This is a genomic window from Streptomyces sp. SS7, assembly GCF_037993025.1.
Taxonomy (GTDB): Bacteria; Actinomycetota; Actinomycetes; order Streptomycetales; family Streptomycetaceae; genus Streptomyces.
Map to the genome: position 1 here is coordinate 4,032,742 of NZ_CP141223.1, position 25,346 is coordinate 4,058,087.

At 71.4% G+C, this 25,346-nt stretch carries 23 protein-coding genes; 7 read left to right on the forward strand and 16 right to left on the reverse strand.

Annotation, left to right across the window (positions count from 1 at the left end):
- Positions 1 to 21 precede the first annotated feature (21 nt).
- The gene (locus U5640_RS18580) at positions 22 to 1,332 is read right to left on the reverse strand and encodes a geranylgeranyl reductase family protein (RefSeq protein ID WP_340376878.1); all 1,311 of its coding nucleotides are present in this window, start codon (positions 1,330 to 1,332) and stop codon (positions 22 to 24) included.
- A gap of 97 nt (positions 1,333 to 1,429) precedes the next feature.
- Between U5640_RS18580 and U5640_RS18585 the strand changes: the two genes are divergently transcribed.
- Complete coding sequence (locus tag U5640_RS18585; RefSeq protein WP_340376879.1) at positions 1,430 to 1,945, forward strand: GNAT family N-acetyltransferase; 516 nt, start codon at positions 1,430 to 1,432, stop codon at positions 1,943 to 1,945.
- 144 nt (positions 1,946 to 2,089) lie between these two features.
- Complete coding sequence (locus tag U5640_RS18590) at positions 2,090 to 2,422, forward strand: PASTA domain-containing protein (RefSeq protein WP_340376880.1); 333 nt, start codon at positions 2,090 to 2,092, stop codon at positions 2,420 to 2,422.
- Positions 2,423 to 2,426: 4 nt separating this feature from the next.
- Here U5640_RS18590 and U5640_RS18595 read toward each other — a convergent pair whose 3' ends face one another.
- From U5640_RS18595 to U5640_RS18610, 4 genes are read right to left on the reverse strand one after another with little or no spacing between them, the layout of a single operon-like run.
- A complete protein-coding gene (locus U5640_RS18595) occupies positions 2,427 to 3,122 on the reverse strand; it encodes a demethylmenaquinone methyltransferase (RefSeq protein WP_340376881.1) in 696 nt (231 codons plus the stop codon).
- Between the two features lie 43 nt (positions 3,123 to 3,165).
- On the reverse strand, positions 3,166 to 4,392 hold the full coding sequence (locus U5640_RS18600) for an acyltransferase (protein ID WP_340376882.1): 1,227 nt from the start codon (positions 4,390 to 4,392) through the stop codon (positions 3,166 to 3,168).
- Positions 4,389 to 6,752 (reverse strand): glycosyltransferase, encoded by a 2,364-nt coding sequence (locus U5640_RS18605; RefSeq protein ID WP_340376883.1) that lies wholly within the window; start codon positions 6,750 to 6,752, stop codon positions 4,389 to 4,391. Before U5640_RS18605 ends, U5640_RS18600 begins: the two co-directional genes overlap by 4 nt.
- A 19-nt stretch (positions 6,753 to 6,771) precedes the next feature.
- A complete protein-coding gene (locus tag U5640_RS18610) occupies positions 6,772 to 7,167 on the reverse strand; it encodes a hypothetical protein (protein ID WP_340376884.1) in 396 nt (131 codons plus the stop codon).
- A gap of 308 nt (positions 7,168 to 7,475) precedes the next feature.
- Between U5640_RS18610 and U5640_RS18615 the strand changes: the two genes are divergently transcribed.
- Positions 7,476 to 8,513, forward strand: a complete 1,038-nt coding sequence (locus tag U5640_RS18615) for a chitinase (RefSeq protein WP_340376885.1) — start codon at positions 7,476 to 7,478, stop codon at positions 8,511 to 8,513.
- 95 nt (positions 8,514 to 8,608) lie between these two features.
- On the opposite strand, the gene U5640_RS18620 is transcribed toward U5640_RS18615, so the two are convergent.
- From U5640_RS18620 to U5640_RS18640, 5 genes are all read right to left on the reverse strand, one after another.
- A complete protein-coding gene (locus tag U5640_RS18620) occupies positions 8,609 to 9,268 on the reverse strand; it encodes a hypothetical protein (RefSeq protein ID WP_340376886.1) in 660 nt (219 codons plus the stop codon).
- A 20-nt stretch (positions 9,269 to 9,288) separates the two neighbouring features.
- Entirely contained in the window at positions 9,289 to 10,488 is a 1,200-nt protein-coding gene (gene mqnC / locus U5640_RS18625; protein ID WP_340376887.1) for a cyclic dehypoxanthinyl futalosine synthase, read from the reverse strand.
- 73 nt (positions 10,489 to 10,561) lie between these two features.
- Positions 10,562 to 11,353 (reverse strand): prepilin peptidase, encoded by a 792-nt coding sequence (locus U5640_RS18630; protein WP_340385190.1) that lies wholly within the window; start codon positions 11,351 to 11,353, stop codon positions 10,562 to 10,564.
- A gap of 34 nt (positions 11,354 to 11,387) precedes the next feature.
- Complete coding sequence (locus U5640_RS18635) at positions 11,388 to 13,076, reverse strand: protein kinase (RefSeq protein WP_340376888.1); 1,689 nt, start codon at positions 13,074 to 13,076, stop codon at positions 11,388 to 11,390.
- Between the two features lie 730 nt (positions 13,077 to 13,806).
- Positions 13,807 to 14,655, reverse strand: a complete 849-nt coding sequence (locus U5640_RS18640; RefSeq protein ID WP_340376889.1) for a menaquinone biosynthesis protein — start codon at positions 14,653 to 14,655, stop codon at positions 13,807 to 13,809.
- A 285-nt stretch (positions 14,656 to 14,940) separates the two neighbouring features.
- On the opposite strand from U5640_RS18640, the gene U5640_RS18645 reads away from it, so the two are divergent.
- Complete coding sequence (locus tag U5640_RS18645) at positions 14,941 to 15,144, forward strand: cold-shock protein (protein ID WP_003974443.1); 204 nt, start codon at positions 14,941 to 14,943, stop codon at positions 15,142 to 15,144.
- Between the two features lie 369 nt (positions 15,145 to 15,513).
- Positions 15,514 to 16,215: a methyltransferase domain-containing protein gene (locus U5640_RS18650; RefSeq protein WP_340376890.1), complete on the forward strand. Its 702-nt coding sequence runs from the start codon at positions 15,514 to 15,516 to the stop codon at positions 16,213 to 16,215.
- Positions 16,216 to 16,222: 7 nt separating this feature from the next.
- Here U5640_RS18650 and chvE read toward each other — a convergent pair whose 3' ends face one another.
- From chvE to U5640_RS18680, 6 genes are all read right to left on the reverse strand, one after another.
- Entirely contained in the window at positions 16,223 to 17,317 is a 1,095-nt protein-coding gene (gene chvE, locus U5640_RS18655; protein ID WP_340376891.1) for a multiple monosaccharide ABC transporter substrate-binding protein, read from the reverse strand.
- A 333-nt stretch (positions 17,318 to 17,650) separates the two neighbouring features.
- The gene (locus tag U5640_RS18660; protein ID WP_340376892.1) at positions 17,651 to 18,142 is read right to left on the reverse strand and encodes a peptidylprolyl isomerase; all 492 of its coding nucleotides are present in this window, start codon (positions 18,140 to 18,142) and stop codon (positions 17,651 to 17,653) included.
- A gap of 278 nt (positions 18,143 to 18,420) precedes the next feature.
- Positions 18,421 to 18,711, reverse strand: coding sequence for a barstar family protein (locus tag U5640_RS18665; RefSeq protein WP_340376893.1), 291 nt, complete (start codon positions 18,709 to 18,711; stop codon positions 18,421 to 18,423).
- 3 nt (positions 18,712 to 18,714) lie between these two features.
- The gene (locus U5640_RS18670; RefSeq protein WP_340376894.1) at positions 18,715 to 19,311 is read right to left on the reverse strand and encodes a hypothetical protein; all 597 of its coding nucleotides are present in this window, start codon (positions 19,309 to 19,311) and stop codon (positions 18,715 to 18,717) included.
- A 175-nt stretch (positions 19,312 to 19,486) separates the two neighbouring features.
- Positions 19,487 to 21,412, reverse strand: coding sequence for an AMP-binding protein (locus tag U5640_RS18675; protein ID WP_340376895.1), 1,926 nt, complete (start codon positions 21,410 to 21,412; stop codon positions 19,487 to 19,489).
- Between the two features lie 259 nt (positions 21,413 to 21,671).
- On the reverse strand, positions 21,672 to 23,030 hold the full coding sequence (locus U5640_RS18680) for an acetyl-CoA C-acetyltransferase (RefSeq protein ID WP_340376896.1): 1,359 nt from the start codon (positions 23,028 to 23,030) through the stop codon (positions 21,672 to 21,674).
- Between the two features lie 102 nt (positions 23,031 to 23,132).
- On the opposite strand from U5640_RS18680, the gene U5640_RS18685 reads away from it, so the two are divergent.
- Both U5640_RS18685 and U5640_RS18690 read left to right on the forward strand, forming a co-directional pair.
- On the forward strand, positions 23,133 to 24,458 hold the full coding sequence (locus U5640_RS18685) for a 3-oxoacyl-ACP reductase (RefSeq protein ID WP_340385192.1): 1,326 nt from the start codon (positions 23,133 to 23,135) through the stop codon (positions 24,456 to 24,458).
- A complete protein-coding gene (locus U5640_RS18690) occupies positions 24,458 to 25,345 on the forward strand; it encodes a MaoC/PaaZ C-terminal domain-containing protein (protein ID WP_340376897.1) in 888 nt (295 codons plus the stop codon). Before U5640_RS18685 ends, U5640_RS18690 begins: the two co-directional genes overlap by 1 nt.
- The last annotated feature ends 1 nt before the right edge of the window (position 25,346 follow it).

Consider the following 25,346-nt stretch of genomic DNA (forward strand, 5'->3'; position numbering starts at 1 on the left):
TCGCGTCGTCCCCGGACGCCGTCAGGCCTTCGGGGCCACCTTGCTCAGACCGTTGATGATGCGGTCCATCGCGTCGCCGCCCGTGGGGTCGGTCAGGTTGGCGAGCATCTTCAGGGTGAACTTCATCAGCATCGGGTGGGTCAGCCCGCGCTGCGTGGCGATCTTCATGACCTTCGGGTTGCCGATGAGCTTCACGAAGGCACGGCCGAGCGTGTAGTAGCCGCCGTAGGTGTCGGCGAGGATCTGCGGGTACCGCCGCAGGGCCAGTTCGCGCTGGGCGGGGGTGGCGCGGGCGTGCGCCTGGACGATGACCTCGGCGGCGATCTGCCCGGACTCCATGGCGTAGGCGATGCCCTCCCCGTTGAAGGGGTTCACCAGGCCGCCGGCGTCGCCGACGAGCAACAGGCCCTTGGTGTAGTGGGGCTTGCGGTTGAAGGCCATGGGCAGGGCGGCGCCGCGGATCGGGCCGGTCATGTTTTCGGGGGTGTAGCCCCAGTCCTCCGGCATCGACGCGCACCAGGCCTTGAGGACCTCGCGCCAGTCGAGCTCCTTGAAGGAGTCGGAGGTGTTGAGGACACCGAGGCCGACGTTGCTCGTGCCGTCGCCCATGCCGAAGATCCAGCCGTAGCCCGGCAGGAGGCGGTCCTCGCCGGGGCCGCGGCGGTCCCACAGCTCCAGCCAGGACTCGAGGTAGTCGTCGTCGTGGCGCGGGGAGGTGAAGTAGGTGCGGACCGCGACGCCCATCGGCCGGTCCTCGCGGCGGTGCAGGCCCATCGCCAGCGACAGCCGGGTGGAGTTGCCGTCGGCGGCGACCACCAGCGGGGCGCGGAAGGTGACTTCGCGCTTCTCCTCGCCCAGCTTGGCGTGCACGCCGATGATCCGGCCGGTGCGGTCGTCGACGATCGGGGCGCCGACGTTGCAGCGCTCGTACAGCCGGGCCCCGGCCTTCTGGGCCTGGCGGGCGAGCTGCTCGTCGAAGTCGTCGCGCTTGCGGACGAGTCCGTAGTCGGGGAAGGAGGCGAGATCCGGCCAGTCGAGCTGGAGCCGCACCCCGCCGCCGATGATCCGCAGGCCCTTGTTGCGCAGCCAGCCGGCCTCCTCGGAGATGTCGATGCCCATGGCCACGAGCTGCTTGGTGGCGCGCGGGGTGAGGCCGTCGCCGCAGACCTTCTCACGCGGGAACTCGGTCTTCTCCAGCAGGAGAACGTCGAGTCCGGCCTTGGCGAGGTAGTACGCGGTCGTGGAGCCGGCCGGCCCCGCGCCGACGACGATGACGTCGGCGGTGTTCGCGGAGAGCGACTCGGAGGCGGACTCGGAGTGGGGCTCGGTCACGGCGGGATCTCCCCAAGTTCGTAATCTGCGTGCCGGCCGGCACTGGACATGGGCAGTCTATTCAGCAGAATTGATCACCCGGCTGAAGGGCTGCCCCGTGAACCGAGCTCTCCCCGTAGTACGGCTGCGTGTCCCCACGGACGAGGACGCGGTCGCATGGCACCGGATCTTCGACCACCCGGACGTCATGGAGTTCCAGGGCCACCGGTCCGCCGAGCTCTCCGTCTACGAGGAACTCACCGCCCGCCAGCGCCGGCACGACGCCGAGCACGGGTTCTGTCTGTGGACCATGCTGGACCGCGAGGACCGGGTCATCGGCTTCACGGGGGCGCAGCCGTGGCCGGCGGACTGGGGCCCCAAGGGCGAGATCGAGATCGGCTGGCGGCTCGGCCGGGAGCACTGGGGGCAGGGGTACGTGACGGCGGCCGCGCAGATGACGCTGGAGCGGGTGCGGGCGGCCGGTGTGCCGACGGTGGTGGCCATGGTCGACGCGCGGAACGCCCGGTCCATCGCCGTCACCCAGCGCCTCGGGATGCGGCTCGCGGAGGTCTTCACCTCGCCGGAGCGCAAGCGCACCGGGCACTGCTACCGACTGGACCTCCAGCCCCGCTGACCCCCGCCGTCCCGGCGCCGGTGACGCTGGGTGGCGAAACGTCACGGATGGACACGCAGCGCTTCCGGACGGCACACCTGTGCGGTTACCCTTCCAGTATCGCTGGGGGTGACATCTGTGCTCATTCCACCCAAGACACCCGAAGTGCGTGTGCCACGGTTCGTCGGTCTGATGGCCGTGGACGCGCGCGAGAAGGCCACGGCACAGGGCGTGCTGCTGGCCGCACCGGACCGGCCCGACTTCCACCGGGCCGTCGTCGACTACGTCGTACGGCAGTATCCGCCGCCCGGGGCGGAGGTGCCGCGCGGGGCCGTCGTCACCGTGTGGTTCGACTTCGCCGAGGGCGAGGGCGGCGGAGGCGCGGGCGTACGGGAGCCGCGCGTGCCGAGACCGGGCGGAGGCGGCCTGGAGCGCGAGCTGGACCGCCCCAGGGACCCGTTCGAGCCGGTCGGCGCCTCCGACTCCCTCGCGCTCTGAGGGCTCAGTCCTGCTTGAAGCCGCGGTGGAGGGTCACCACGCCGCCCGTGAGGTTGCGCCAGGCCACCCGGGACCAGCCGGCCTTGCGCAGCAGCTCGGCGAGCGCGGGCTGGTCGGGCCAGGCGCGGATGGACTCGGCGAGGTAGACGTAGGCGTCCGGGTTGGAGGAGACCGCGCGGGCCACCGGGGGCAGGGCGCGCATCAGGTACTCGGTGTAGACGGTGCGGAAGGGCGCCCAGGTCGGGTGCGAGAACTCGCAGATCACGACCCGTCCGCCGGGCCGGGTCACCCGGTACATCTCACGCAGGGCCGCGTCGGTGTCCTGGACGTTGCGCAGGCCGAAGGAGATGCTCACGGCGTCGAAGGTGTCGTCCTTGAACGGCAGCCGCGTCGCGTCCCCGGCCGTGAACGGCAGCCAGGTGTGCTTCTTCTTGCCGACCTGGAGCATGCCGAGGGAGAAGTCGCAGGGGACGACGTACGCCCCGGTCGCCGCGAACGGCAGGGAGGAGGTGGCCGTGCCCGCGGCGAGGTCCAGGACCTTCTGCGCCGGGCGGGCGTCGACCGCCTTCGCGACCTCCTTGCGCCATCTGCGGTCCTGGCCGAGCGACAGCACGTCGTTGGTCAGGTCGTACCGTTCCGCCACGCGGTCGAACATCGAGGCGACTTCGTGGGGCTGCTTGTTCAGGGAAGCACGGGTCACCTCGCCATTCTTGCAGCACGGCCCCGGCGGGCCGCCGACACCCTCAGGGCAGCAGCCTCGGCTTCTTCTTCGCCGCCACGTCCTCCACCCACCCGGCCAGCAGGACGAAGAGGGCGATCAGCAGCCAGCCGACGCCGAACATGAACCACTGGCTCTCCAGCGGCAGGTACCTCTCGAACGCCGGGACGTTCCAGAACCGGTCGATCAGCGGGACGGCCAGGATCAGGGCGATCTCGTGCCAGAGGTAGACCGTGACCGCGCGCGCGTTGAAGACGGTGACGATCCGGTTCGTGCGGCGGAAGCGGGTCAGCCACGCGAAGTCGATGCCGAAGTACGCCTTCGCCCACATCAGCAGCAGCACACAGCCCGCCGACCAGAAGGCCTGCGCGAGGGGGTTCTCGTCCAGGTCGTAGGTACCGAAGTCCGCCTGGTGCGCGAAGGCGTACCAGCCGCCGAACCCGACCGCGGCGAGCGAGAGCACGACCACGAGGGCGGGCGTCAGCCTCTGGAGCACTCCGTCGCGGTGCGCGAAGCCGAGCATCCAGCAGAAGAGGTACGTCGACAGGTCCCACAGGGCGCTGCCCAGCCGGTTGTCGGGGCCTGACCAGACGAACTCCAGGACGAGCACCGGCGCGAGGGACAGCGCGAGGACCGGGAGCGGCGCCAGCCGGAAGGCCCGCAGCAGGAGCGGGGAGAGCAGGACGAACCAGAGGTAGGTGCGCAGATACCAGAGGATCTCCCAGGCCTGCTCGCCCCAGGCGTTGCCCGGCGGGTCGCCCAGCGGGACGATCCAGTACACGATCTCCCAGGTCGGCATCCAGTCGTGGATCAGCATCGCCGGCACGACGAAGACGCCCCAGAACCAGAAGGGCGGCAGCAGCCGGCGGAGCCGGCTCCTGATCACCTTCAGGGCCGGGCGCTCCAGCGACTTGGCCATGAGGGTGCCGGCCAGGCCGAACATGATCCCCATCGAGGGGAAGACCATGCCGGCCCAGGCCCAGCCGAAGGTGTGATAGGTGACGACCCTGATCAGGGCCAGGGCTCTGAGGGCGTCGAAGTAGCGGTCTCGCTGCGGCGCCGCGGGCTCGGTCTCGGTCTCCGCGGCCGCCGGCTCCGGTTCCACCGCCGGCAGCGGAGCCGGTGCCTCGGCCACCTGCGCGTACTCGACGTACTGAGGCTGCTCGCCGTACCCCTCATAGGCGTACGGGTACGGCGGCACCTGCTGCCCGAGCTGGTCGTACCCGTACGCCTGCTGCTGCTCCCAGCTCATCCGCTCACCCCCGCCGGGGTGCCGACCTCGCCGGTCCGCTTCAGCTTCTGCCAGCGCAGGCGGCCGCCGGTGAGGGCGGTGATGCAGGAGTGGATGAGGACGAGGTACATCATCTGGCGGTAGGCCAGCTGCTGGAGCGGCATCATCAGCAGGTAGCGGTACTTCTCCCGGTCGAGGCGGAAGGCGTACGCCGCGCAGGCAAGCTGGATACCGAGGACCGCGCACCAGGCCAGCAGGGCCGCCCGGAAGTCGACGAAGATCATCGAGTAGACGGTGAACACGTCGATCAACGGGGCGAACACCGGCGTGACGATCTGGAAGAGGACGACCAGTGGCATGCCGACGCGGCCGAAGCGGCCCGAGGGACCCTGGTCCGTCAGCGACTTGCGGTGTTTCCACAGCGCCTGCATGGTGCCGTAGGACCAGCGGTAGCGCTGCGACCAGAGCTGCTTGAGCGAGCCGGGCGCCTCGGTCCAGGCCTTGGCGTGCTCCTGATAGACGACCTGCCAGCCCGCGCGGTGCATGGCGATGGTGATGTCGGTGTCCTCGGCGAGGGTGTCCTCGCTCATGCCGCCGACCTCCAGCACGGCGTCACGGCGGAACGCGCCGATCGCGCCGGGGATGGTCGGCATGCAGCGCAGCAGGTCGTACATCCGGCGGTCGAGGTTGAAGCCCATCACGTACTCGATGTGCTGCCAGGCGCCGATGACGGTGTCGCGGTTGCCGACCTTGGCGTTGCCCGCGACGGCGCCGACCTTCGGGTCCGCGAACGGCTGCACCAGCTGGTGCACGGCGTCCGGCTCGAAGACGGTGTCGCCGTCCATCATGATGACGATGTCGTGACCGGCGTTGCGGACACCGTTGTTCAGGGCGGCGGGCTTGCCCGCGTTCTCCTGCCGGACGACCCGGACGTTGCGCATGCCGAGCGAGGCGGCCGCGTCCCGCGCGATCTCGGAGGTACCGTCCGTGGAGCCGTCGTCGACCACGATGATCTCGATCGGATGGGTGCTCTGCGCCAGCGACCGGAGGGTGTGGGCGATGCACTCCTTCTCGTTGTACGCCGGGACGATGACGCTCACCGGCCGGGTGACCGTCGGTCCCCAGCCGAAGCGGCGCTTGTTGCGCAGCCGGTGGTGGCGGCGGGCCAGGACGAGCATCATCCCGAACCGGCCCATGACGGCCACGCCCACCACCATCAGCCCGACCGACAGCGCCGGGACCGTCCACTCGGCGAGGGCGACCGCGCCGATGAGGGCCTTGCCCTCGTAGAGGGTGAGCCCGGTGGCTTCGCGGTGGGCGGCCTGGAGGGGGTTGCGGGCCTCCGCCGCGGCGGGCTGCCCGCCGCCCGCGTCCTGCTGACCGCCGGGCTGCTCTCCCTCCAGCCGGCCCGCCTGCTGTCCGGCCTGCCGACTCGCCGCGGCCCCCGCCCCCGCGGCGGATCCGGACGCCTGCTGCCCGCTCGTGCCGGTACCGCCGCTCCGGTCCTCCAGCACCCCGCTGATGGTGGTGAAGGTGTAGCCCTTCGCCCGCATCTTCTCGATGTACTTCGGCAGCGCCTCGATGGTCTGCGACCGCTCACCGCCCGCGTCGTGGAAGAGGACCGAGGCACCCTCGTCGTCGTCCGGCGTGGCCCACTTGATGATCTTCGAGACGCCCGGCCTCTTCCAGTCGTCGCTGTCGGTGTCGACGAAGACGCTGGTGTAGCCGTCCGCGCCGAGCTCCTTGTAGACGGGCCAGCTGTAGTTGTCGATGGCGTCCGTCTCGGAGGAGTACGGGGCGCGGAACAGCGTGGTGGTGATGCCGGCCGCGCCGGCGAGCGCGAGCTGGGTCTGCTGCATCTCCCGGTTGACGCGGGCGTCGCTCTGGTACGAGAGGTCGACGTGGGTGAAGGTGTGGATGCCCACCTCGTTGCCCTGCTCGACCATCGTCTTCACGATGGCCGGATAGCGGGAGACCATCGAGCCCACGACGAAGAAGGTGCCGGGGACGTCGTACTTCTGAAGGATCTTCAGGACCTTCGGCGTCCAGGTCGGGTTGGGGCCGTCGTCGAAGGTGAGCGCGATCGTCTTGTCCGGGACGGACACCGTCGTCGCCCGGCCGCCCCGGAAGGTGAGGATCGGGCCGCCGTCGAGGACCGTGTCCGGGACCTCGCCGGCCCCGGCGCCGGTGCGCACCCGCTGGTCGCCGCCGACCTCGGCGCGCAGATAGCCGTCGAGGAGCATCACGCTGGTCAGCGCGAGCAGGAGCAGCAGGGCGAGGATGACGCGCGGTTTCTGCAGCGCCGCGGCCTTGCCCGCTGCCCGCTTCATCCGGGTGGGGGCGCGGCGGCGCCCGCGGGAGGGTGTCGTGATGGTGGTCATGGCGGTGGTGGCGGTCCCGTCAGTTGGCGGAGGCGGAGGCGGAGGCGGACGGGGAGGCGGTACCGGTGGGCAGCGCGGAGCGGCCGGCGCCGCCCGGACCACCCAGCTCGTATCCCACGCCCCCGTTGGGGCGGATGCCGCCGGAGGGGCCCTGCCGGTTCTGGCCGCCGCCGAAGGGCAGCAACGAGGACGGGGTCAGGGACGTGCCCCAGCCCATGAAGGCCGCGCCGAGGACGGTCGCGTAGGCGAGGCAGCCGACACCCAGGAGGATGCCGACGCGCCGCAGCAGCTTGGACCTGCGTCCGGAGTTGTCCACGAACACGGGACCGTCGACGGCGTTGCCACCGCGTTTGCGACGGCGACCGCGAACGGCGTCATGACGGTCGACGGCGGACTCGGAAGACTCGGAATGCATTCCCCGGATATTAGGGAGTCTTTTTGTGCCGGGAACCCGAAACCCCATGTGAAAGTCCCATGAGAAACCCCCCGACCTGTCTCTTTCCTGAGAGTCCCACAGAAATCCTGCGCGAGGGGCCGCCTGCGAGGGAGGGTTGAATGCCCCCTTTTGCGGGGGCGATTGTCCGTTTTTGCCGTGCCGTGTCCGTGAGACCCCTGTCCGTTCACTGTCCCGAATTTGTGCGGCCTCATGTGAGACATTTTCCTTTGGAATACGTACTTCTATTTTCCCCTGAGACGCACATCACGAGAGCGGGTGCATGTCACATGAGGAGTTTCCTGATGCCGGTGACGGGGCTCGGTTGCCTGTTTGCTCTGGCCACGACGGGGTGCTCCACGGGGTCCGACGGCACGTCGGGCGCGGCACCCGAACCGCCTGGTCGCAACTCGTCGTCCCCGTCCGCGAGCGCCTCCGGCAACGCTTCGTCCGGTACCTCCTACGCGCCCTACGTCAGTGCGTCGGACGCCTCCGCCGGCGACTCCGCCGGCTCGCCGGGGACGTACAACCTGGCCTTCGTGATCTCCGACGGCCGCAGCTGTACGGCGAAGTGGAACGGCACGGAGGCCGTCGACGACGCGGCGGTCACCTCCCGTATCGCGGCGCTGACCGCTTCCGGCGCCACGGTCCGCGTCTCCTTCGGCGGGGCCTCGGGCAAGGAGCTGGCGTCGAGCTGTGACAGCGCGTCGGCGCTGGCCGAGGCGTACGGCGAGGCCCTCGACGCGGCCGGCTCCTCCCGGGCCGACTTCGACATCGAGGGCGACGAGCTGACCGACTCCGCCTCCGTCGCCCTGCGTTCGAAGGCGATCGCGCTGCTCCAGGCGGACCGGTCCGACCTGGAGGTCTCCTTCACCCTGCCGGTGATGCCGTCCGGTCTGGACGACGACGGGATCGCGCTGCTGGAGTCCGCGAACACGTACGACGTGCAGGTCTCCACGGTCAATCTGATGACGATGAACTACGGCGAGTCGTACACCGGGGACATGGGCTCGTACGCGATCACCTCGGCGAAGGCGGCGCAACGGCAGCTGCGGAACGTCTTCGGGACGTCGGACGAGACGGCGTGGAAGGGGATGGCTCTCACGTCGATGATCGGCACGAACGACGTCGACGACGAGACGTTCACCCTGTCCGACGCGGCGCAGGTGCGGGAGTTCGCGGAGGAGAAGGGGATCGCGTGGGTGTCGATGTGGGCGACGTTCCGGGACCGGCAGTGCGAGGACGGGACGGACACGGCGGACGCGTTGACCGATTGCAGCGGGGTGGCGCAGAGTTCGGGGGCGTTCGCGGAGGCGTTGGCGGGGTAGCGATCGGGGGGTCCGCCGTACGCCGGGTGCGGGTGCGGGTGCGGGTGCCTTGCGGTCGATCGCGCCGTTCCCCGCGCCGCTGAGGGCGAAAGCACCTACCTGGACCGGTACAGCAGCCGTCCCTCGATCACCGTCGCCACGCAGCTCGCCGCGCCCTTCGCCGTCAGGGCCGTCTCGTCCTCCGCGTCGAAGACCGCCAGGTCGGCTCGGGCGCCCACCTCCAGGGGGCCGTGCACCGTGCCCGCCAGGTCGTGGCCCTCGGCGAAGGGGTCGAGGTCGGGACGGTCGCCCAGGAGCAGGCCGGGGGCGCCCGTCACCGGGACGACCCGCAGGCCGGAGCGGGCCACCGCCTGGGCCACCAGGGGGTCGGTGAAGCGGGCGCCCGGGGCGGCCAGGGCGGTCGTGCCGTGGCCCAGCATCCGCTGCAGGCCGCGGCGGACGCTGCCCGACCAGCGGGTCTCGGTCAGCTCCAGCGCGGCCAGGTCCTCACCCCACAGCGGGAGTTCGCCCAGTGCGTCGTACTCGCGCGGGTCGGGGTGGTAGCAGCGGCGCAGCAGCCACGCGGCGTGCCACTGGCGCAGCCCGGGGGTGAGGACGCCGGGCCAGCGGCGGACGCGGGCGCCGGGGGCCGCGGCGGCGACCTCGTCGTACGGCCCGAGGGCCGCGATCCGGCCGCCGTCGACGGCGACGGCGCCGTCCGGGACGGGTGCCGCGCCGGCCGGCAGGAGCAGGGGCGCGGCGTGAATCGTCAGCATGCGGGCTGTGGGTGCGGCGGCTAGTTGGAAGCGAGCAGCTTCAACTCGGGGTGGGCGGTGCCGCCTTCGATGGCCGTCGAGGAGATGTGCGACATCACGCGCTCGTCGACCGGGTCCTTCGCCGGGTCGTCGTGCACGACGAGGTGCTCGTACGTGGTGGACCGCTGGGCGGGGACCCGGCCCGCCTTGCGGATCAGGTCGATGATCTCCAGCCGGTTGGAACGGTGCTTGGCGCCTGCCGAGGAGACGACGTTCTCCTCCAGCATGATCGAGCCGAGGTCGTCGGCGCCGTAGTGCAGGGAGAGCTGCCCGACCTCCTTGCCGGTGGTGAGCCACGAGCCCTGGATGTGCTGGATGTTGTCCATGAACAGGCGCGCGACGGCGATCATCCGCAGGTACTCGAAGAGGGTCGCCTGCGTGCGGCCCTTCAGGTGGTTGTTCTCGGGCTGGTAGGTGTACGGGATGAAGGCGCGGAAGCCCCCCGTCCGGTCCTGTACGTCACGGATCATCCGCAGGTGCTCGATGCGCTCGGCGTTGGTCTCGCCGGTGCCCATGAGCATGGTGGACGTCGACTCCACGCCCAGCCGGTGCGCGGTCTCCATGATCTCCAGCCAGCGCTCGCCGGACTCCTTCAGGGGCGCGATGGCCTTGCGGGGGCGCGCGGGCAGAAGTTCCGCGCCGGCGCCGGCGAAGGAGTCGAGACCGGCCGCGTGGATGCGGGTGATGGCCTCCTCGACGGACACGCCGGAGATCCGGGCCATGTGCTCGACCTCGGAGGCGCCCAGCGAGTGGATCACCAGCTGGGGGTAGGCCTCCTTGATGGCGGAGAAGTGCTTCTCGTAGTACTCAACGCCGTAGTCGGGGTGGTGGCCGCCCTGGAACATGATCTGGGTGCCGCCGAGTTCGACGGTCTCCGCGCAGCGGCGCAGGATGTCGTCGAGGTCGCGGGTCCAGCCCTTGGCCGTGTCCTTGGGGGCCGCGTAGAAGGCGCAGAACTTGCACGCCGTGACGCACACGTTGGTGTAGTTGATGTTCCGCTCGATGATGTACGTCGCGATGTGCTCGGTCCCGGCGTACTTACGGCGGCGTACGGCGTCGGCGGCGGCGCCCAGGGCGTGCAGGGGCGCGTCGCGGTAGAGGACGAGCGCCTCCTCCGGGGTGATGCGCCCGCCCTCGGCGGCACGGTCGAGCACAGACTGGAGGTCGGCCTTCTCGGTCACCGGAAGCGTCCCTTTCGTCAAGGGGTGAGGACGGACCGAACCAGCCTACGCCAGCGATTTCGCGCACCTGTCCTCAGGCCGCGTACGCGCCGATCAGCACCCCCGTGAAGGCCCCCGTGAGCATGAACGGGCCGAAGGGGACGGTGGTACGGCGGGTGGCGCGGCCGGCCACGGCGAGCGCGAGGCCGTAGAGCGCGCCGAGGACGAAGGCGGCGAGGGTGCCGAGCATGAGGGTCGGCCAGCCGTACCAGCCGAGGACGGCGCCGGTCGCGAGGGCCAGTTTCACGTCGCCGAACGCCAGGCCGGCCGGGTTGATCAGGTGCAGGAGGAGATGGCCTGCGGCGAGGGCGAGGGAGCCGAGCAGGGCCGTCGTCCAGCGCCCGGCGTGTTCGGGGAGCACGGCGGTCACCCCGAGGAGGGCCAGGGCGGTGGCGGCGAGGGGCAGGGTGAGGGGGTCGGGGAGGCGCTGGACCCGTACGTCGACGACCGCGAGGAGCACCCCGGCCGGGGCCAGCAGCAGCCAGACGGCCAGCTCGGGGCGGGTCCCGGTGGCCGCGGCGAGGGCCGCGCAGAGGACGGCCGTGACAGTGGGCAGAAGGAGCGCGCCGGGGGCGTACGACGCGCCGGGGGGCGTGCAGCCCCGGCAGCCGCCCCGCCCGAGCCACCCGCGCACGGGATGGCCCTCGGGGCAGGTGTCGTACCACCCCTGGTCGGCCCGCTCCACCGGCACGGAGAGGCGGTACGCCGGCCTCGGCAGGAACGCTCCCGCCAGCGCGCCCCACAGGGCGGCGACGACGACCAGGGTGAGGGTGCCGGGAGGAGCGGTCGTCGGGAAGGTCACGGCCAGCGGCGTCGGGAGCGTCATCGGGGACGGCGTCGGGAGGGTCATCGGCAGTCCCCTACCCCTGGCCCACCTTGGACAGCCGGGCCGTCGGATTGCCCTCCGCGCTGCTGTCCGAGGTGTAGGTGAGGTCGTCGCCGGTCGGGGTGAAGCGGATCGTGTGGGGCTCGGGGTTGCAGCCGGCGTGGTTGGACTTCGCGCCCACCGAGTCGGCGACGACCTCTTTCGCCGTCACCTTCTTCAGCGTCAGCACGTCCACGCAGACCGTGCCGAGGACGTCGGTCTGCCGCAGCTCGCCCATCTTCGCGCCCACCGCGACCTGGCGCAGCGTCACCCGGAAGGTGCCCACGGGGAGCGTGCCGCCGAGGCCGGTGCCCTCGCCCTCCCAGATGCCGGCGTACCGGGCCGGCAGGGCGCCGGACGCCTCGCTGTCCGTCGGGCTGCTCGACGCGCCGGTGGGCGCCGGGCTCGACGCGGCCGTGGGCGTCACGGAGGTCGCGCTGCTGCCGGCGTCGGCGTTCGTGTCGTCGCCGCGGCCCGGCAGCAGGTCGAAGACGACCACCGAGCCGACCGTCACCGCCGCCAGCGCCCCGGCGACCGCCAGGGCCACGGTGCAGCTCATCCGGCGTCCGCGCCCGCCCTCCCCCGGCGCAGCCGCGGCCGACACGGTGACGGACACCTTCCCCGGACCGCCGCCGGTCTCCCGCACCACGGGCGCGTCCACCGGTGTCGACGGAACCGCGTCCATCAGCGGCGGCGGCCCGAACTCGCCCGAGGTCACCGGCCGCTGGGCCGCCACGGCCACCCGGCTGAACCCCACCGGCCCGGAGGCCGGCTCCCGCGCGTCCGTCGCCTCCAGGTTCAGCAGCTGTACGGCGCTCCGCCCGACCTGCTCCACCAGCGCGCCGGGCAGCCAGCCGCCGGCCATGAGCCGCGCCGCGCCCTCCGGGGCGAGCCGCCGGGCCAGTTCGCCGGGGGCCGGCCGGTCCGCGGGGTCCTTGGCGAGGCAGTCCTCGACGACCTCCCGCAGCGGCCCCGGTGCCAGCTCGCCGAGCGCGGGCTCCTCGTGGACGACCTTGTAGAGCAGGGCGGCGGAGGAGTCGCCGGGGAAGGGCGGTGCACCGGTCGCGGCGTACGCCAGCACGGCGCCGAAGGAGAAGACGTCGGACGCGCCGGACACGCCCCGGCCGAGGATCTGCTCGGGGGCCATGTAGCCGGGTGAGCCGACGGAGACGCCGGTCGAGGTGAGCGAGGCGGTGCCGTCGGTCGCGCGGGCGATGCCGAAGTCGATGAGCAGCGGCCCGTCCACGGTGAGCAGCAGGTTGGAGGGCTTGACGTCCCGGTGCACCAGCCCCAGCTCGTGCACGGCCGCCAGCGCCTCGGCGAGGCCCGCGCCGAGCGCCCGTACGGTGTGCTCGGGCAGCGGGCCGTGGGCGGCGACGGCCGCGGCGAGCGAGGGGCCGGCCGCGTAGGCCGTGGCGACCCAGGGCACGGCCGCCTCCGGGTCGGCGTCCAGCACCGGAGCGGTCCAGGCGCCGCCGACCCGGCGGGCGGCCTCGACCTCGCGCCGGAAGCGGGTGCGGAACTCGTCGTCGAGGGCGAGGTGCGGATGCACGATCTTCACGGCGACCGTGCGGCCCCCGGCGCTGCGGCCGAGGTAGACCCGGCCCATCCCGCCGGAACCGAGCCGGCCGAGCAGCCGGTAGGGCCCGACGGCTGTGGGTTCGTCGGCTCCGAGCGGCTGCATGACGTTCCCCTTCCCCCGTGGTGCACATGCGGTCGCACGAGCGCTTCATCGTCGTGCCCTGACGACACCCGGCGCAATGCCGATCCCGCCCGCGATCCCCGACGATCCCGCGCACGGGTCCGGCACCGGGTCCACGCCGCCGGTGACCTCTGCCGATCCGGCGCACGGCCTGGCCGCCGGTCACCCCTGCCGATGCGGCCACCGGGCCACGCCACCGGTGACCTCCGCCGATCCGGCGCACGGCCTGGCCACCGGTCACCCCTGCCGATGCGGCCACCGGGCCACGCCACCCGTCACCCCTGCCGATCCCGCCACCGGTCGGCGCCGCCGGTCCCGCCGACAGCGGGACCGGTGGTGGGGGCTGGTCATGCGGACCGGCTGCGGGACCGGGCGGAATCGCCATGGTGGCGGTAGCGGGGTCGGGCGCGGGGATCTGCCGTGGAGACCGGCGGCGGGGCCTGGCGCGGGACCGGCGGCGGGACTGAGCGCGGGACCGGCGGCGGGGCCTGGCGCGGGACCGGTGGCGGGGCCTGGCGCAGGACCGAGCGCAGGACCGGGCGCGGGACCGGTGGCGGGGCCTGGCGCAGGACCGGCGGCGGAGACCAGTGGCACCCGGCGCCGATGTCCAGCACGGCCCCCGTCACGGTCTCGCCGCCGGCACCGAGGCCGGTCCCCTGTTGTCCGTGCCGCCGCAGCCGGCCCCCGCGCCACGGACCCCCGTACAGCGCCCTCACGCCGACAGCAGTTCCACCCGTACGTCCGCCGGAAAGCCGGTGGTCGGGCCCACCCGGCGGGCGAACTCGGCGACCGCTCGCAGTTGGGGGGTGCCGAAGCGGAAGTCGAGGGTGGTGAAGTAGCGCTCCAGGACCCGCTCGTCGAAGGCCTCCCAGCGGGCCGCCTGCTCGGCGACCTTGCCGACCTCCTCCAGGGAGAGGTTGCGGGAGGCGAGGAAGGCCTGGTGGACCTCGCGGGTGATCACCGGCTGCCGTTCCAGGTAGTCCCGGCGGGCCGCCCAGACGGCGAAGACGAACGGCAGCCCGGTCCACTCCTTCCAGAGCATGCCGAGGTCGTGCACCTGGAGGCCGTAGCGCGGCCCGTCGAGCAGGTTGGCCCGCAGCGCCGCGTCGCCGATCAGGACGGCCGCCTCCGCCTCCTGCATCATCAGGCTGAGGTCGGGCGGGCAGGTGTAGTAGTCGGGCCGTACGCCGAAACGGTCCGCCAGCAGCAGCTGGGCCAGCCGCACGGAGGTGCGCGAGGTGGAGCCGAGGGCGACACGCGCCCCGTCCAACTCGTCCAGCGGGACCTTCGAGACGATCACGCAGGACATGACCGGGCCGTCGCAGCCGACCGCGATGTCGGGGAAGGCGACCAGGTCGTCGGCGTTCCTGAGGAACTCGACGAGCGTGATGGGGCCGATGTCGAGGCCCCCCGCCACCAGCTGCTCGCTGAGCTTCTCCGGGGTGTCCTTGGTGAGCTCGAAGTCGAGGAGCGTGCCCGTACGCGCGAGCCCCCAGTACAGGGGCAGGCAGTTCAGGAACTGGATGTGGCCTACGCGCGGCCGGGTGCGAGAATTGTCCACATCGCGAGACTAGCCCCGGTGGAGTACCCTTCGAACTCCGACCCCCCGGGTCAACCCCTTCACCGGATGTTCAAACATCCGGGTGACGTGATCTTGACCTCTATTGCTTTCGGCTGCCCGCATGCTAGGCTCGCCGCAAGTTGCAGTTTGGTTTCCCTTGCAGTACAGAGCCTGCGGAGCATGTAACCGCGGGCTCTTGACATTTTCAGACGTATGCATTGTGCGGCACTGCTTTCACCTTGCAGGTTCTGGAGCAGGGCAACCCTTTGGGCCCAAGGAGGGCTTATGGCTACCGGAACCGTGAAGTGGTTCAACGCCGAAAAGGGCTTTGGCTTCATCGCCCAGGAAGGCGGCGGCCCCGACGTCTTCGTCCACTACTCCGCGATCAACGCGCAGGGTTTCCGTTCCCTCGAGGAGAACCAGCAGGTCTCCTTCGATGTGACGCAGGGCCCGAAGGGTCCGCAGGCGGAGAACGTCACCCCCGTGTGACGATCCTCCCCCCTGTGATCGCAATCTGAAAGCAGTACCCAAGGAGCCCCGCGCCATCCGGCACGGGGCTCCTGCCTTTCCCCCGGTGAATTCCCGGTGAATTCCCGGGGCGCCCCCCGTCCGCTCCCCCTCCTCCTGGCCCCTGAGGACCCGGTGATGCCGGCCCGTCCGAATACGGCCATTCGTCCGCGAAGCTCACTCGTCCGGGTGGTGAGCGGGGTGATCGGCCTCTCCTTCGGCGCGCACGGAACTCCTGGCGTACGGCTTTACGGACGGCGTACGCCGGTGAACGCGACGCCGGGCGCGGCTGGCCTGAAAGCACCCCCGGGCACCTGTCGCCGTCAGTGGCCTTGGCTAGGGTCCCCGGCCATGACCGACGCCACCGAGGCCATCGACGCCCCGGCCACCCCAGCCACCTCCGCCCCGGCCACCCCCGACTTCGTCGCGGCCACCCGCACCTTCTACGACGCCATCGCCGAGGACTACGCCGAGCGCTACAGCGACGAGCTGGTGCCGAGGCCGCTGGAGCGGGCCGTGCTCACGGCCTACGCGGAGCTCGTCGGCCCCGGCGGCCGGGTGGCGGACCTCGGGTGCGGGCCCGGCCGGACGACGGGGTTCCTCGCCCGCCGGGGCCTCGACGTCTTCGGGCTGGACCTGTCGGAGTCGATGCTGGCGATCGCCCGGCGCGAGAACCCGCGGATCCGCTTCGAGCAGGGCTCGATGCTGAAGCTGGACGAGCCCGACGGGCAGCTGGCCGGGGTGGTCTCCTTCTACTCCTCCATCCACACCCCGTGGACCGAACTGCCCGCCCTCTTCACCGAGTTCCACCGCGTGCTCGCCCCCGGAGGCCCTCTCCTCCTCGGCTTCCAGGTCGGCGACGAGCCCCGGCACTACGACCGGCCCTGGGGCCACCCGGTGGCCCTGACCTTCCTGCGCAGGCGCCCGGAGGAGATGACCGAGCTGCTGACGGCAGCCGGCTTCGTCCCGCTGTCGTGCACGGTACGGCAGCCGGAGCCCGCCCTCGACGAGAAGACCCCGCACGCCTTCCTGATCCTGCGCAAGGCCGTCTGAACGGCGCCTACTTGAGCTCGGCGGCGGTGTAGTAGCCGCCGGCGACCAGGACGTACTCGTAGTTGGACTTGTCCACGCTGGTGGGCTGCAGGAGGTAGGCGGGCACCGGCTTCACGCCGTTGTCGTAGTCCCTTCTGTTGTTCAGCCGGGGCGTCCTGCCGCTGAGGATCGAGTCGACCATGTCGGAGGCGACCTCGCCGAGCTGGCGCACGTCCTTGTAGACGGTCTGCGACTGCTCGCCCTTGATGATCGACTTCACGGAGGCGAGCTCGGCGTCCTGCCCGGTGATGATGGGGTACGGCTTGCTGCCGGTGCCGTAGCCGTACGCCTTCAGCGCGGACAGCACCCCCATGGAGATGCCGTCGTACGGCGAGAGGACCGCGTCGACCCGCTCGCTGACGTAGTACTGGGAGAGGATGCCCTTCATCCGCTTCTCGGCGGTGGGCCCGTCCCAGCGCAGCGTGGTGACCTTCTCCATCGTGGTCTGGCCGGACCGGACGACCAGCTTCTTGCTGTCCAGGTACGGCTGGAGCAGCGCCATCGCCCCCTGGAAGAAGTACTTGGTGTTGTTGTCGTCGGGAGAACCGGCGAACAGCTCGATGGTGAACGGCCCCTTGCCGTCCTCCAGGCCGAGCTGCTCGATGATGAAGCGGGCCTCGAGCCGGCCGACCTGCTCGTTGTCGAAGGACACGTAGTAGTCGACGTTCTCGGTGCCGAGGATGAGCCGGTCGTAGGAGATGACGGGGATCTTCGCGGCGGCGGCCTGCTTGAGCACGCCGTTCAGCGACTTGTTGTCGATGGCCGCGATGATCAGCGCGTCGACCCCCTTCTTGACGAGGTCGGCGATCTGCGCGACCTGCTTGTCCGGGTCGTCGTCGCCGTAGACCAGCTGGGTCTCGTAACCCTGGCCCTTGAGGTCCTGGACCATGCTCTTGCCCTCGGTGAGCCAGCGCTCGGAGGTCCGGGTCGGCATGGCGATGCCGATGGTGCCGCCCTTGGTCCCGTTCCCGGAACTGCCCCCGCTCAGCTGCCCGCACGCGGACAGAGTTAAGGCGGAGGCCGCTCCGGCGAGGACGGCCAGGGCGGATCGTCGGTTACGCATGCTGATCGTTCCTTGTTCTTCTCGTCGTTGAGAGAGGATGACGGCGCATCAGATGCAGGCGAGGGAGCGGCGGTGCGGGGGGACTCATCCTTCAAATGTTCGAAATACCGTCACCTGATCGAAAAATAGTTGGCGCGACACTAGGAGCGGGGGCAGGGAGTGTCAACGGGGTGAACTCGAACGGTTACAGAAAGACGCGACGCGGGAACGGCCGTAAACGGCTGCGGCGGGCGGGTCCCGGTGAGGGGAACCCGCCCGCCGCAGCTCACAGCAGGTGTCACAGACGCCTCAGGCGTCACACCTGCCTCAATTGACTCGGGTGTGGCGTACGTCTCAGACGGTGCCGGAGGCCGCGATGGTGATCTTGGCCGAGGTGCGGCCGGAGTCGCTGCCGAGGCCCTCGATCGTCTTGACGACGTCCATGCCCTCGACGACCTCGCCGAAGACGACGTGCTTGCCGTCCAGCCAGGAGGTCACGATGGTGGTGATGAAGAACTGCGAGCCGTTGGTGTTGCGGCCCGCGTTGGCCATGCTCAGCAGACCCGGCTTGGTGTGCTTGAGGTTGAAGTTCTCGTCCTCGAACTTCTCGCCGTAGATGCTCTTGCCGCCGGTGCCGTTGCCCGCGGTGAAGTCACCGCCCTGGAGCATGAAGGCCGGGATGACGCGGTGGAAGGACGAACCGGCGTAGCCGAAGCCGTGCTGGCCGGTGGCCAGCTCGCGGAAGTTGCGGGCGGTCTTGGGCACGACGTCGTCGTACAGCTTGAAGACGATGCGCCCGGCGGGCTCGTCGTTGATGGTGATGTCGAAGTAAACGTTCTCGCTCATGGACCCCATAATTCCTCGCTTCGGCCGCCTACCGGTAATCGGCGAGGCGGCGCGGCGCCGGGAGCGGCCCCCGGTCCGCTCGGACGGCGGGACCCGGCCGGGACGGGCAGGGGCCCGAAGCGATCGAACAGGCCCGGCGTCACCTTGTCCGCCGGCACAAGGTGGTCGCCCTCCAGATGCCCGACGGGAAGGGTGTGCACCACGGCGGGCCGCAGCGAGACCAACGAACGCCCCTCCGGGCGACACAGGGCTTCGCCGCCGGGGAGCGAGCTCGAACGCTACTCGAATGTCACCGTGAAGCGGTCCTGCCGTCCGAATGCCTCATCCTGCGCCTGGACACGAAGCAGGACATCGCGAATCTCCGCGAACTCACCTTGCCCCAGCATCCTTGCGCTCAGCTCCGAGTCCTTCCAGACGATCTCGACGGGTCGCTCCACGTCCACCGTCAGGCAATCCCACAGGGCACTCAGATTCGCCCCGTAGTAGGGCCCGAAACCTGGTAGTCGTGACACGACGGCGTGAAAATCCCCCTGGGACCGGATGTCTGCGCCATCAATGGCGAGCCTCATTGACTACACCGGCTTGCCCGGAGTGCCGTTCGGCGGCCAGTACGCGAATCCGTTGCCGTCGTACCAGCCCAGGCGGGTGGTGCCGCAGCCGGTGCTGTGGAAGTCCAGGAAGTCGTAGTCGACGGCCTTGATGGACCTCTTGGGAAAGGTGACGGAGAACTCGGTGGTGAGCGTGCCCTTCGCGGGGAGTGTGCCGAGGGAGAGGGCGGAGGAGTTCCACAGCGGCAGGGATCCGTTGGTCTCCGGGTTCCAGTGCAGGGCCGCCTTGTGCCATCGGCCCGTGCCGACGCGCCACTGGACGAGCGGGGCCGGGCCCCGGTTCTTCATCAGGTTGCCGAGGGCGAAGACGACGGTGGCCTTGTTCAGCTTCACGTTCTCCGTGTTGTGCACCCGGATACGGGCGTGGAGGGCCACCCCGGCCCGCCGAGCGGTGGGCACCGCCGAGCCGGCCGCGTCGGAGGCCGTCACCGCGCCGTACCGGCAGGCGTACGCGGCCGGGGCCGACGTGGCGGCTACGGCGGGGTGGGAGCCGACACCCAGAACGACGCCGACCGCGGCGACGAGCGCCGCGGCTCTGAAGGGAACGGTGGTGTTCAACATGTCCTCCTCAAAAGACCGATCCCACCGCCGCTCCCGGCCAACCGTCAACGATCTTTCCCGAATCATGGGCGGTTCCTGACCTGCGCCATCACCGGGCCGCCAAAGTAGGACATGTCACAGGGGGCGCGGCAACCGGGCGGGCGCCCCTGGGGCGGCGATCGTCCTGGCGGCCGTCCTACTGCGGGTACAGCCCCTCCACCTCGTCCGAGAAGTCGCGCAGGATCGTCTCGCGGCGGAGTTTCATCGAGGGGGTCAGGTGGCCCGCCGTCTCGGTGAAGTCCACCGGGAGGACGGTGAAGCGGCGGATGGACTCCGGGCGGGAGACCAGTTTGTTGGCCTCGTCGATCGCGCGCTGGAGCACGGCGTACAACTCCTCGTCGCCGAGCAGCAGTTCCACCGGGACCGGGTGCTTGCCGTTCATGTTGCGCCAGTGGGTGAGGCCGTCCGGGTCGAGGGTCAGGAGGGCGGAGACGTAGGGGCGGTCGTCGCCGAGGACCAGGGCCTGGGAGATCAGGGGGTGGGAGCGGAGCCAGTTCTCCAGGGGGGCGGGGGCCACGCTCTTGCCGCCCGCCGTGATGATCATTTCCTTCTTGCGGCCGGTGATCGTCAGGTAGCCCTCGTCGTCCAGTGCGCCCAGGTCGCCCGTCGGCAGCCAGCCGTCGGGGGCGGCGGGGACGACTCCGCCCGCCGCCGGGTCCCAGTAGCCGCGCAGGACGTGGTCGCCGGCGATGAGGATCTCGCCGTCGGCGGCTATCCGGATCTTCGTGCCGGGCAGCGGCCAGCCGACCGTGCCCAGGCGGGGTTTGAGGGGCGGGGTGACCGTGGACGCGCCGGTCGTCTCCGTGAGGCCGTAGCCCTCGTAGATCTCGATGCCCGCGCCCAGGTAGAACGAGGAGAGGCGGCGGCCCAGCGGGGAGCCGCCGCAGATGGCGTGGCGGACCCGGCCGCCCATGGCGTTGCGGATACGGCGGTAGACCAGCGGGTCGTAGAAGGTGCGGGCGGCCCGCAGGGCGGCGCCGGGGCCGGACGCGGTGCCGGTCTTCTGCGCCTCGACGGCCTCGCCGTAGCGGCGGGCGACGGACACGGCCCGGTCGAAGGTGGTGAGGCGGCCGCCCGCCTCGGCCTTCGCCCGGGCCGTGTTGAACACCTTCTCCAGCATGTAGGGGATGGAGAGCAGGCAGGTGGGTCTGAAGGCCGCCAGGTCCGGGAGGAGTTCGTCGGCCTTCAGGCTCGGGGCGTGGCCGAGGCGGACCCGGGCGCGGATGCAGGCGATCGCCACCATCCGGCCGAAGACGTGGGACATGGGCAGGAAGAGGAGGACGGAGACGTCCTCGCCCCGGCTGTCGCCCTTCGACTTGAAGACCGGGTAGAGGAGTTCGATCGCGTTGTCGACCTCGGCGAAGAAGTTGCCGTGGCTGAGCGCGCACCCCTTGGGGCGGCCGGTGGTGCCGGAGGTGTAGATGAGGGTGGCGAGGGTGTCGGGGCCGAGCACCCCGCGCCGTACCGCCACTTCGCCGTCGGGGACGTGGACACCGGCCTCGCCGAGGCGCTCCACGTGCCCCTTCTCCATCACCCACATGTGCTGGAGGTCGGGCAGCCGGTCGCGCTCGGGGCCGAGGGCGGCGGCCTGGGCGAGGGTCTCGGTGACCAGGGCGACCGCGCCGGAGTCCTGGAGGATCCAGCGGGTCTGGAAGACGGAGGAGGTGGGGTAGATGGGGACGGTGACCAGGCCGGCCGCCCAGGCGGCGAAGTCGAGCAGCGTCCACTCGTACGTCGTACGGGCCATGACGGCGATCCGGTCGCCCGGCATCAGCCCTTCCGCGATCAGCCCCTTGGCCACCGCGTGCACCTGGGCGGCGAAGTCCTCGGCCGTGACGTCGGTCCAGGTGGCGTCCCGCTCCTTGCGGCTGAGGACGACCGCCTGCGGGGCGGCGGCGGCGTTGTCGTAGGGCAGGTCGGCGAGGGAGCCGTGGGTGACCGGCTGGGCGAACGCCGGTACGGCGGCCTCGCGCACATGACCGTCCAGCCGGCGCGTCTCGGGTTCCACGAGGGCGGGGGGAGCGTCGGCGAAGTCGGTCGAGGTGGCGTAGGGCGTGGACACGGGCGGCTCCCTTGGCGTGCAGCGCGAAAGAACTGCTTGCTGCAAAGACGTACGTGCCTCGGGTATGGAGGCGTTCATCTGGATGGCCCCGAAGAAAGGGGTTACCGACGGTTAGGTAGGGGATCGTACGGCGTTGGCGTGGGGGGCTTGTGCGTGTTCGGGGATGATCCGGGGTCAGGGCTGTGCAATGTCGGGGTGAGGTGACAGGGGTTCGGGCGCCCGCCCCGACCTCCGGTTCGATCGTTCTCCGGCGGGCCGGTCAGGGGCGTTCGAGCACGGCCGTGACGCCCTGGCCGCCCGCCGCACAGATCGAGATCAGCCCCCGTCCCGGGACTCCCCGTTCGGCGAGCAGTTTGGCCAGGGTCGCGACGATCCGGGCGCCGGTGGCGGCGAAGGGGTGGCCGGTGGCGAGGGAGGAGCCGGCGACGTTGAGCTTGTCGCGGTCCACCGGGGCCAGGCCCTGCTTCTCCCAGGCGGCGAGCGTGGCCAGCACCTGGGAGGCGAAGGCCTCGTGGACCTCCACCAGGTCGAAGTCCTCGATGCCGAGACCGGCCCGCTCCAGCATGCGCGGTACGGCGTAGGCGGGGGCCATCAGCAGGCCGTCCTCCCCCTTGCCGACGTCGCCGTGGACGAAGTCGACGGCTGCCGTCTCGTACACCGTGAGGTAGGCGAGCGGTTCCAGGCCCCGGACCTCGGCCCACTCCTCGGAGGCGAGCAGGACGACCGCCGCGCCGTCGGTGAGCGGGGTCGAATTGCCCGCCGTCATGGTGGGGTTCGGCCCGTCGGTGCCGAACACCGGCTTCAGTGCGGCGAGTTTCTCCACGGTGGAGTCCGGGCGCAGGTTCTGGTCGCGGGTCAGCTCGCGGAAGGGGACGACCAGATCGCCGAAGAAGCCCCGTTCGTACGCGGCGGCCAGCCGCTGGTGGCTGGTGGCGGCCAGTTCGTCCTGGGCCTCGCGCTCGATGCCCCAGGCGCGGGCGGTGACCGCCGCGTGCTCGCCCATGGACAGGCCGGTGCGCGGTTCGGCGTTGCGCGGGATGTCGGGGACCAGGTGGGAGGGGCGGATCCGGGCGAGGGCCTTGAGGCGGCCGGCGGTCGTCCGGGCGCGGCGGGCCTGGAGCAGGATGCGGCGGAGGGCGTCGTTGACGCCGAGCGGGGCGTCGCTCGCGGTGTCGGCGCCGCCCGCGACGGCCGATTCGGTCTGGCCGAGGGCGATCTTGTTGGCGGCGGCGATGACGGCCTGGAGGCCGGTGCCGCAGGCCTGCTGGATGTCGTAGGCGGGGGTGCGCGGGTCGAGCCTGGAGCCGAGGACGGTCTCCCGGGTGAGGTTGAAGTCGCGGCTGTGCTTGAGGACGGCGCCGGCGACGACCTCGCCGACGACACCGGGCACGTCGAGCCCGTAGCGGGTGGCCAGGCCGTTGACCGCGGCCGTGAGCATCTCCTGGTTGGAGGCGGTGGCGTAGGGGCCGTCGGAGCGGGCGAAGGGGGTCCGGCTGCCGCCGATCACCGCGACGCGGCGGGCGCGCGGGGGTTCGAACGCGGGTTTGCGTGCGCCCCTCAGATAGGTCACCTTCGACGGCTCCGAGGTACTCGCCCGCGACGGCTCCGAGGTACTCATCTCGACCTGCTCCTCACCCTTGACCTAGACTTACCCCGGGTAACCTTACTCCGGAGTAAGCAACTTTTTCAGTCAGCCGAGCCCGTGGGAGACGAGACGAACATGGCCGACCGCTATCTGAGTTTCACCGCCACCGCACCCGGCCGCTTCCTCACCCGACGGCTCGGGCTTCCGCAGCCGGCGGCACTCAGGCGCTGGTCACCCGAACGTCCGTTCCTCACAGGCGCCTTGCATCACCTTACGGCCGGGACGTCCGCCCTCGACCTCACTCCGGTCCTCGCCCGCACCGGTCTCCCCCTCGGCACCGCCGACCCCGCCGCCGTGGTCCTGGACGCGACCGGGGTCCGGGACGTCGACACCCTCGCCGAGGTGCACGCGGCCCTGCACCCGGTGGTCCGGTCGGTCGCGGCGAGCGGCCGGATCGTGGTCCTCGGCTCCCCCCTCGACGCCGACGACGACCACCACCGGGCGGCCGTGCAGCAGGCCCTGGAGGGATTCACCCGCTCCCTCGGCAAGGAGATCGGCCGCGGCCGGACGGTGAACCTCCTGCGGCTCACCGACGCCGCCGCCGCCGAGTCCACCCTGCGCTTCCTGCTCTCCCCCAAGTCGGCCTACGTCAGCGGCCAGGTCATCGAGGTCGGCACGCGGCAGCAGCCCTCCCCGGGCCGGACCGACCGTCCCCACGACTTCCCGGACCTCCCCCTCGCCGGCCGCACCGCCCTCGTCACCGGCGGCGCGCGCGGCATCGGCGAGGCCGTCGCCGAGACCCTCGCCAGGGACGGCGCCGAGGTCGTCGTCCTCGACGTCCCGCAGGCCGAGCAGGACGCCCGGCGGGTCGCCGAACGGCTGGGCGGCAGGGCCCTCGCCCTCGACATCACGGCCGCCGACGCGGGCGAGCGGATCGCCGCCGAACTCCCGGACGGACTCGATCTGCTGATCCACAACGCGGGCGTCACCCGCGACCGCCGGCTGGTCAACATGCCCGCCGAGCGCTGGAGTTCGGTCCTCGACGTCAACCTCGCGAGTGTGCTGCGCACCACCGACGCGCTGCTCGCCAAGGGCACCCTGCGCACCGGCGGGCGGATCGTGGCGACCGCCTCCATCGCCGGGCTCGCGGGCAACGCGGGGCAGACCAACTACGGCGCGAGCAAGGCGGGCGTGGCCGGGCTGGTCCGTGCCCTCGCGCCGCGCGCGCTCGCCGAGCACGGGGTGACGGTGAACGCGGTCGCCCCCGGCTTCATCGAGACCGCCATGACGGCCGCGGTGCCGCTGTTCATCCGGGAGGCGGGCCGCCGGATGAACTCCCTCGCGCAAGGCGGGCTGCCCGCCGACGTCGCCGAGACCACCGCCTGGCTCGCGCACCCGGCGTCCGGCGCGGTCAACGGACAGGTCGTACGGGTGTGCGGCCAGAGCCTGCTGGGGGCGTGATGGCGGCGGTCACGACCCTCTCCTCCTCCCCCGCCCTCGTCCCGCTGCTGGCCCGCGGGGCCCTGCGCTCGCCGTTCAAACGGCCCGCGCCCGGCGCCGACTTCACCGGCAGCCGGCTGGTCCTGCCCGGACTGCGTGTCGACCTCACCCGGCTGGCGGCCTACGAGCGGGTGTGCGGCTTCCCCACCGGCGAGGACGCCCTGCCGCTCACCTACCCGCATGTGCTGGGCTTCCCGCTGGCCATGAGCCTGATGAGCGGCCGGGACTTCCCGCTCCCGCTGCTCGGTCTCGTCCACACCTCGATCGACATCACCCGGCACCGGCCGCTCGCCGCCGCCGGGACGTACGAACTCTGCGTGTACGTCGACCGGTTGGCGCCGCACCGGCGCGGCACGGAGGCGTTCGTGGTGACGCGGCTTCGGGAGGCGGACGCGCTCGGGGAGGCGGACGCCGTCGTATGGGAGTCGACGAGCACGTATCTGGCCCGGCACCGTACCGGGCGGGAGGCGTCGGCTCCGCCCGCCGACTCGGAGCCGGGGGGCGCCGCGCCCCTCCCCCTCCTCGACGAGTGGCGGCTCGCCGCCGACGTCGGCCGGCGTTACGGGGCCGCCTCCGGCGACCGCAACCCCATCCACCTGCACCCGCTCACCGCGCGCCTCTTCGGTTTCCCGCGCGCCATCGCCCACGGCATGTGGACCGTCGCCCGCTGTCTCGCCGCCCATGGCACCCCGCCGGCCGTGCGGGTCCGGGCGGAGTTCCGGGCGCCGGTGCTGCTGCCGGGGACGGTGGCGTTCGCCTCGGACGGCGTACGGTTCGAGCTGCGCGGGACGGGGGAGGCGGCGGCGCGGCTCCATGTGAGCGGACGGGTGGACCGGCTCACGTTCTGAG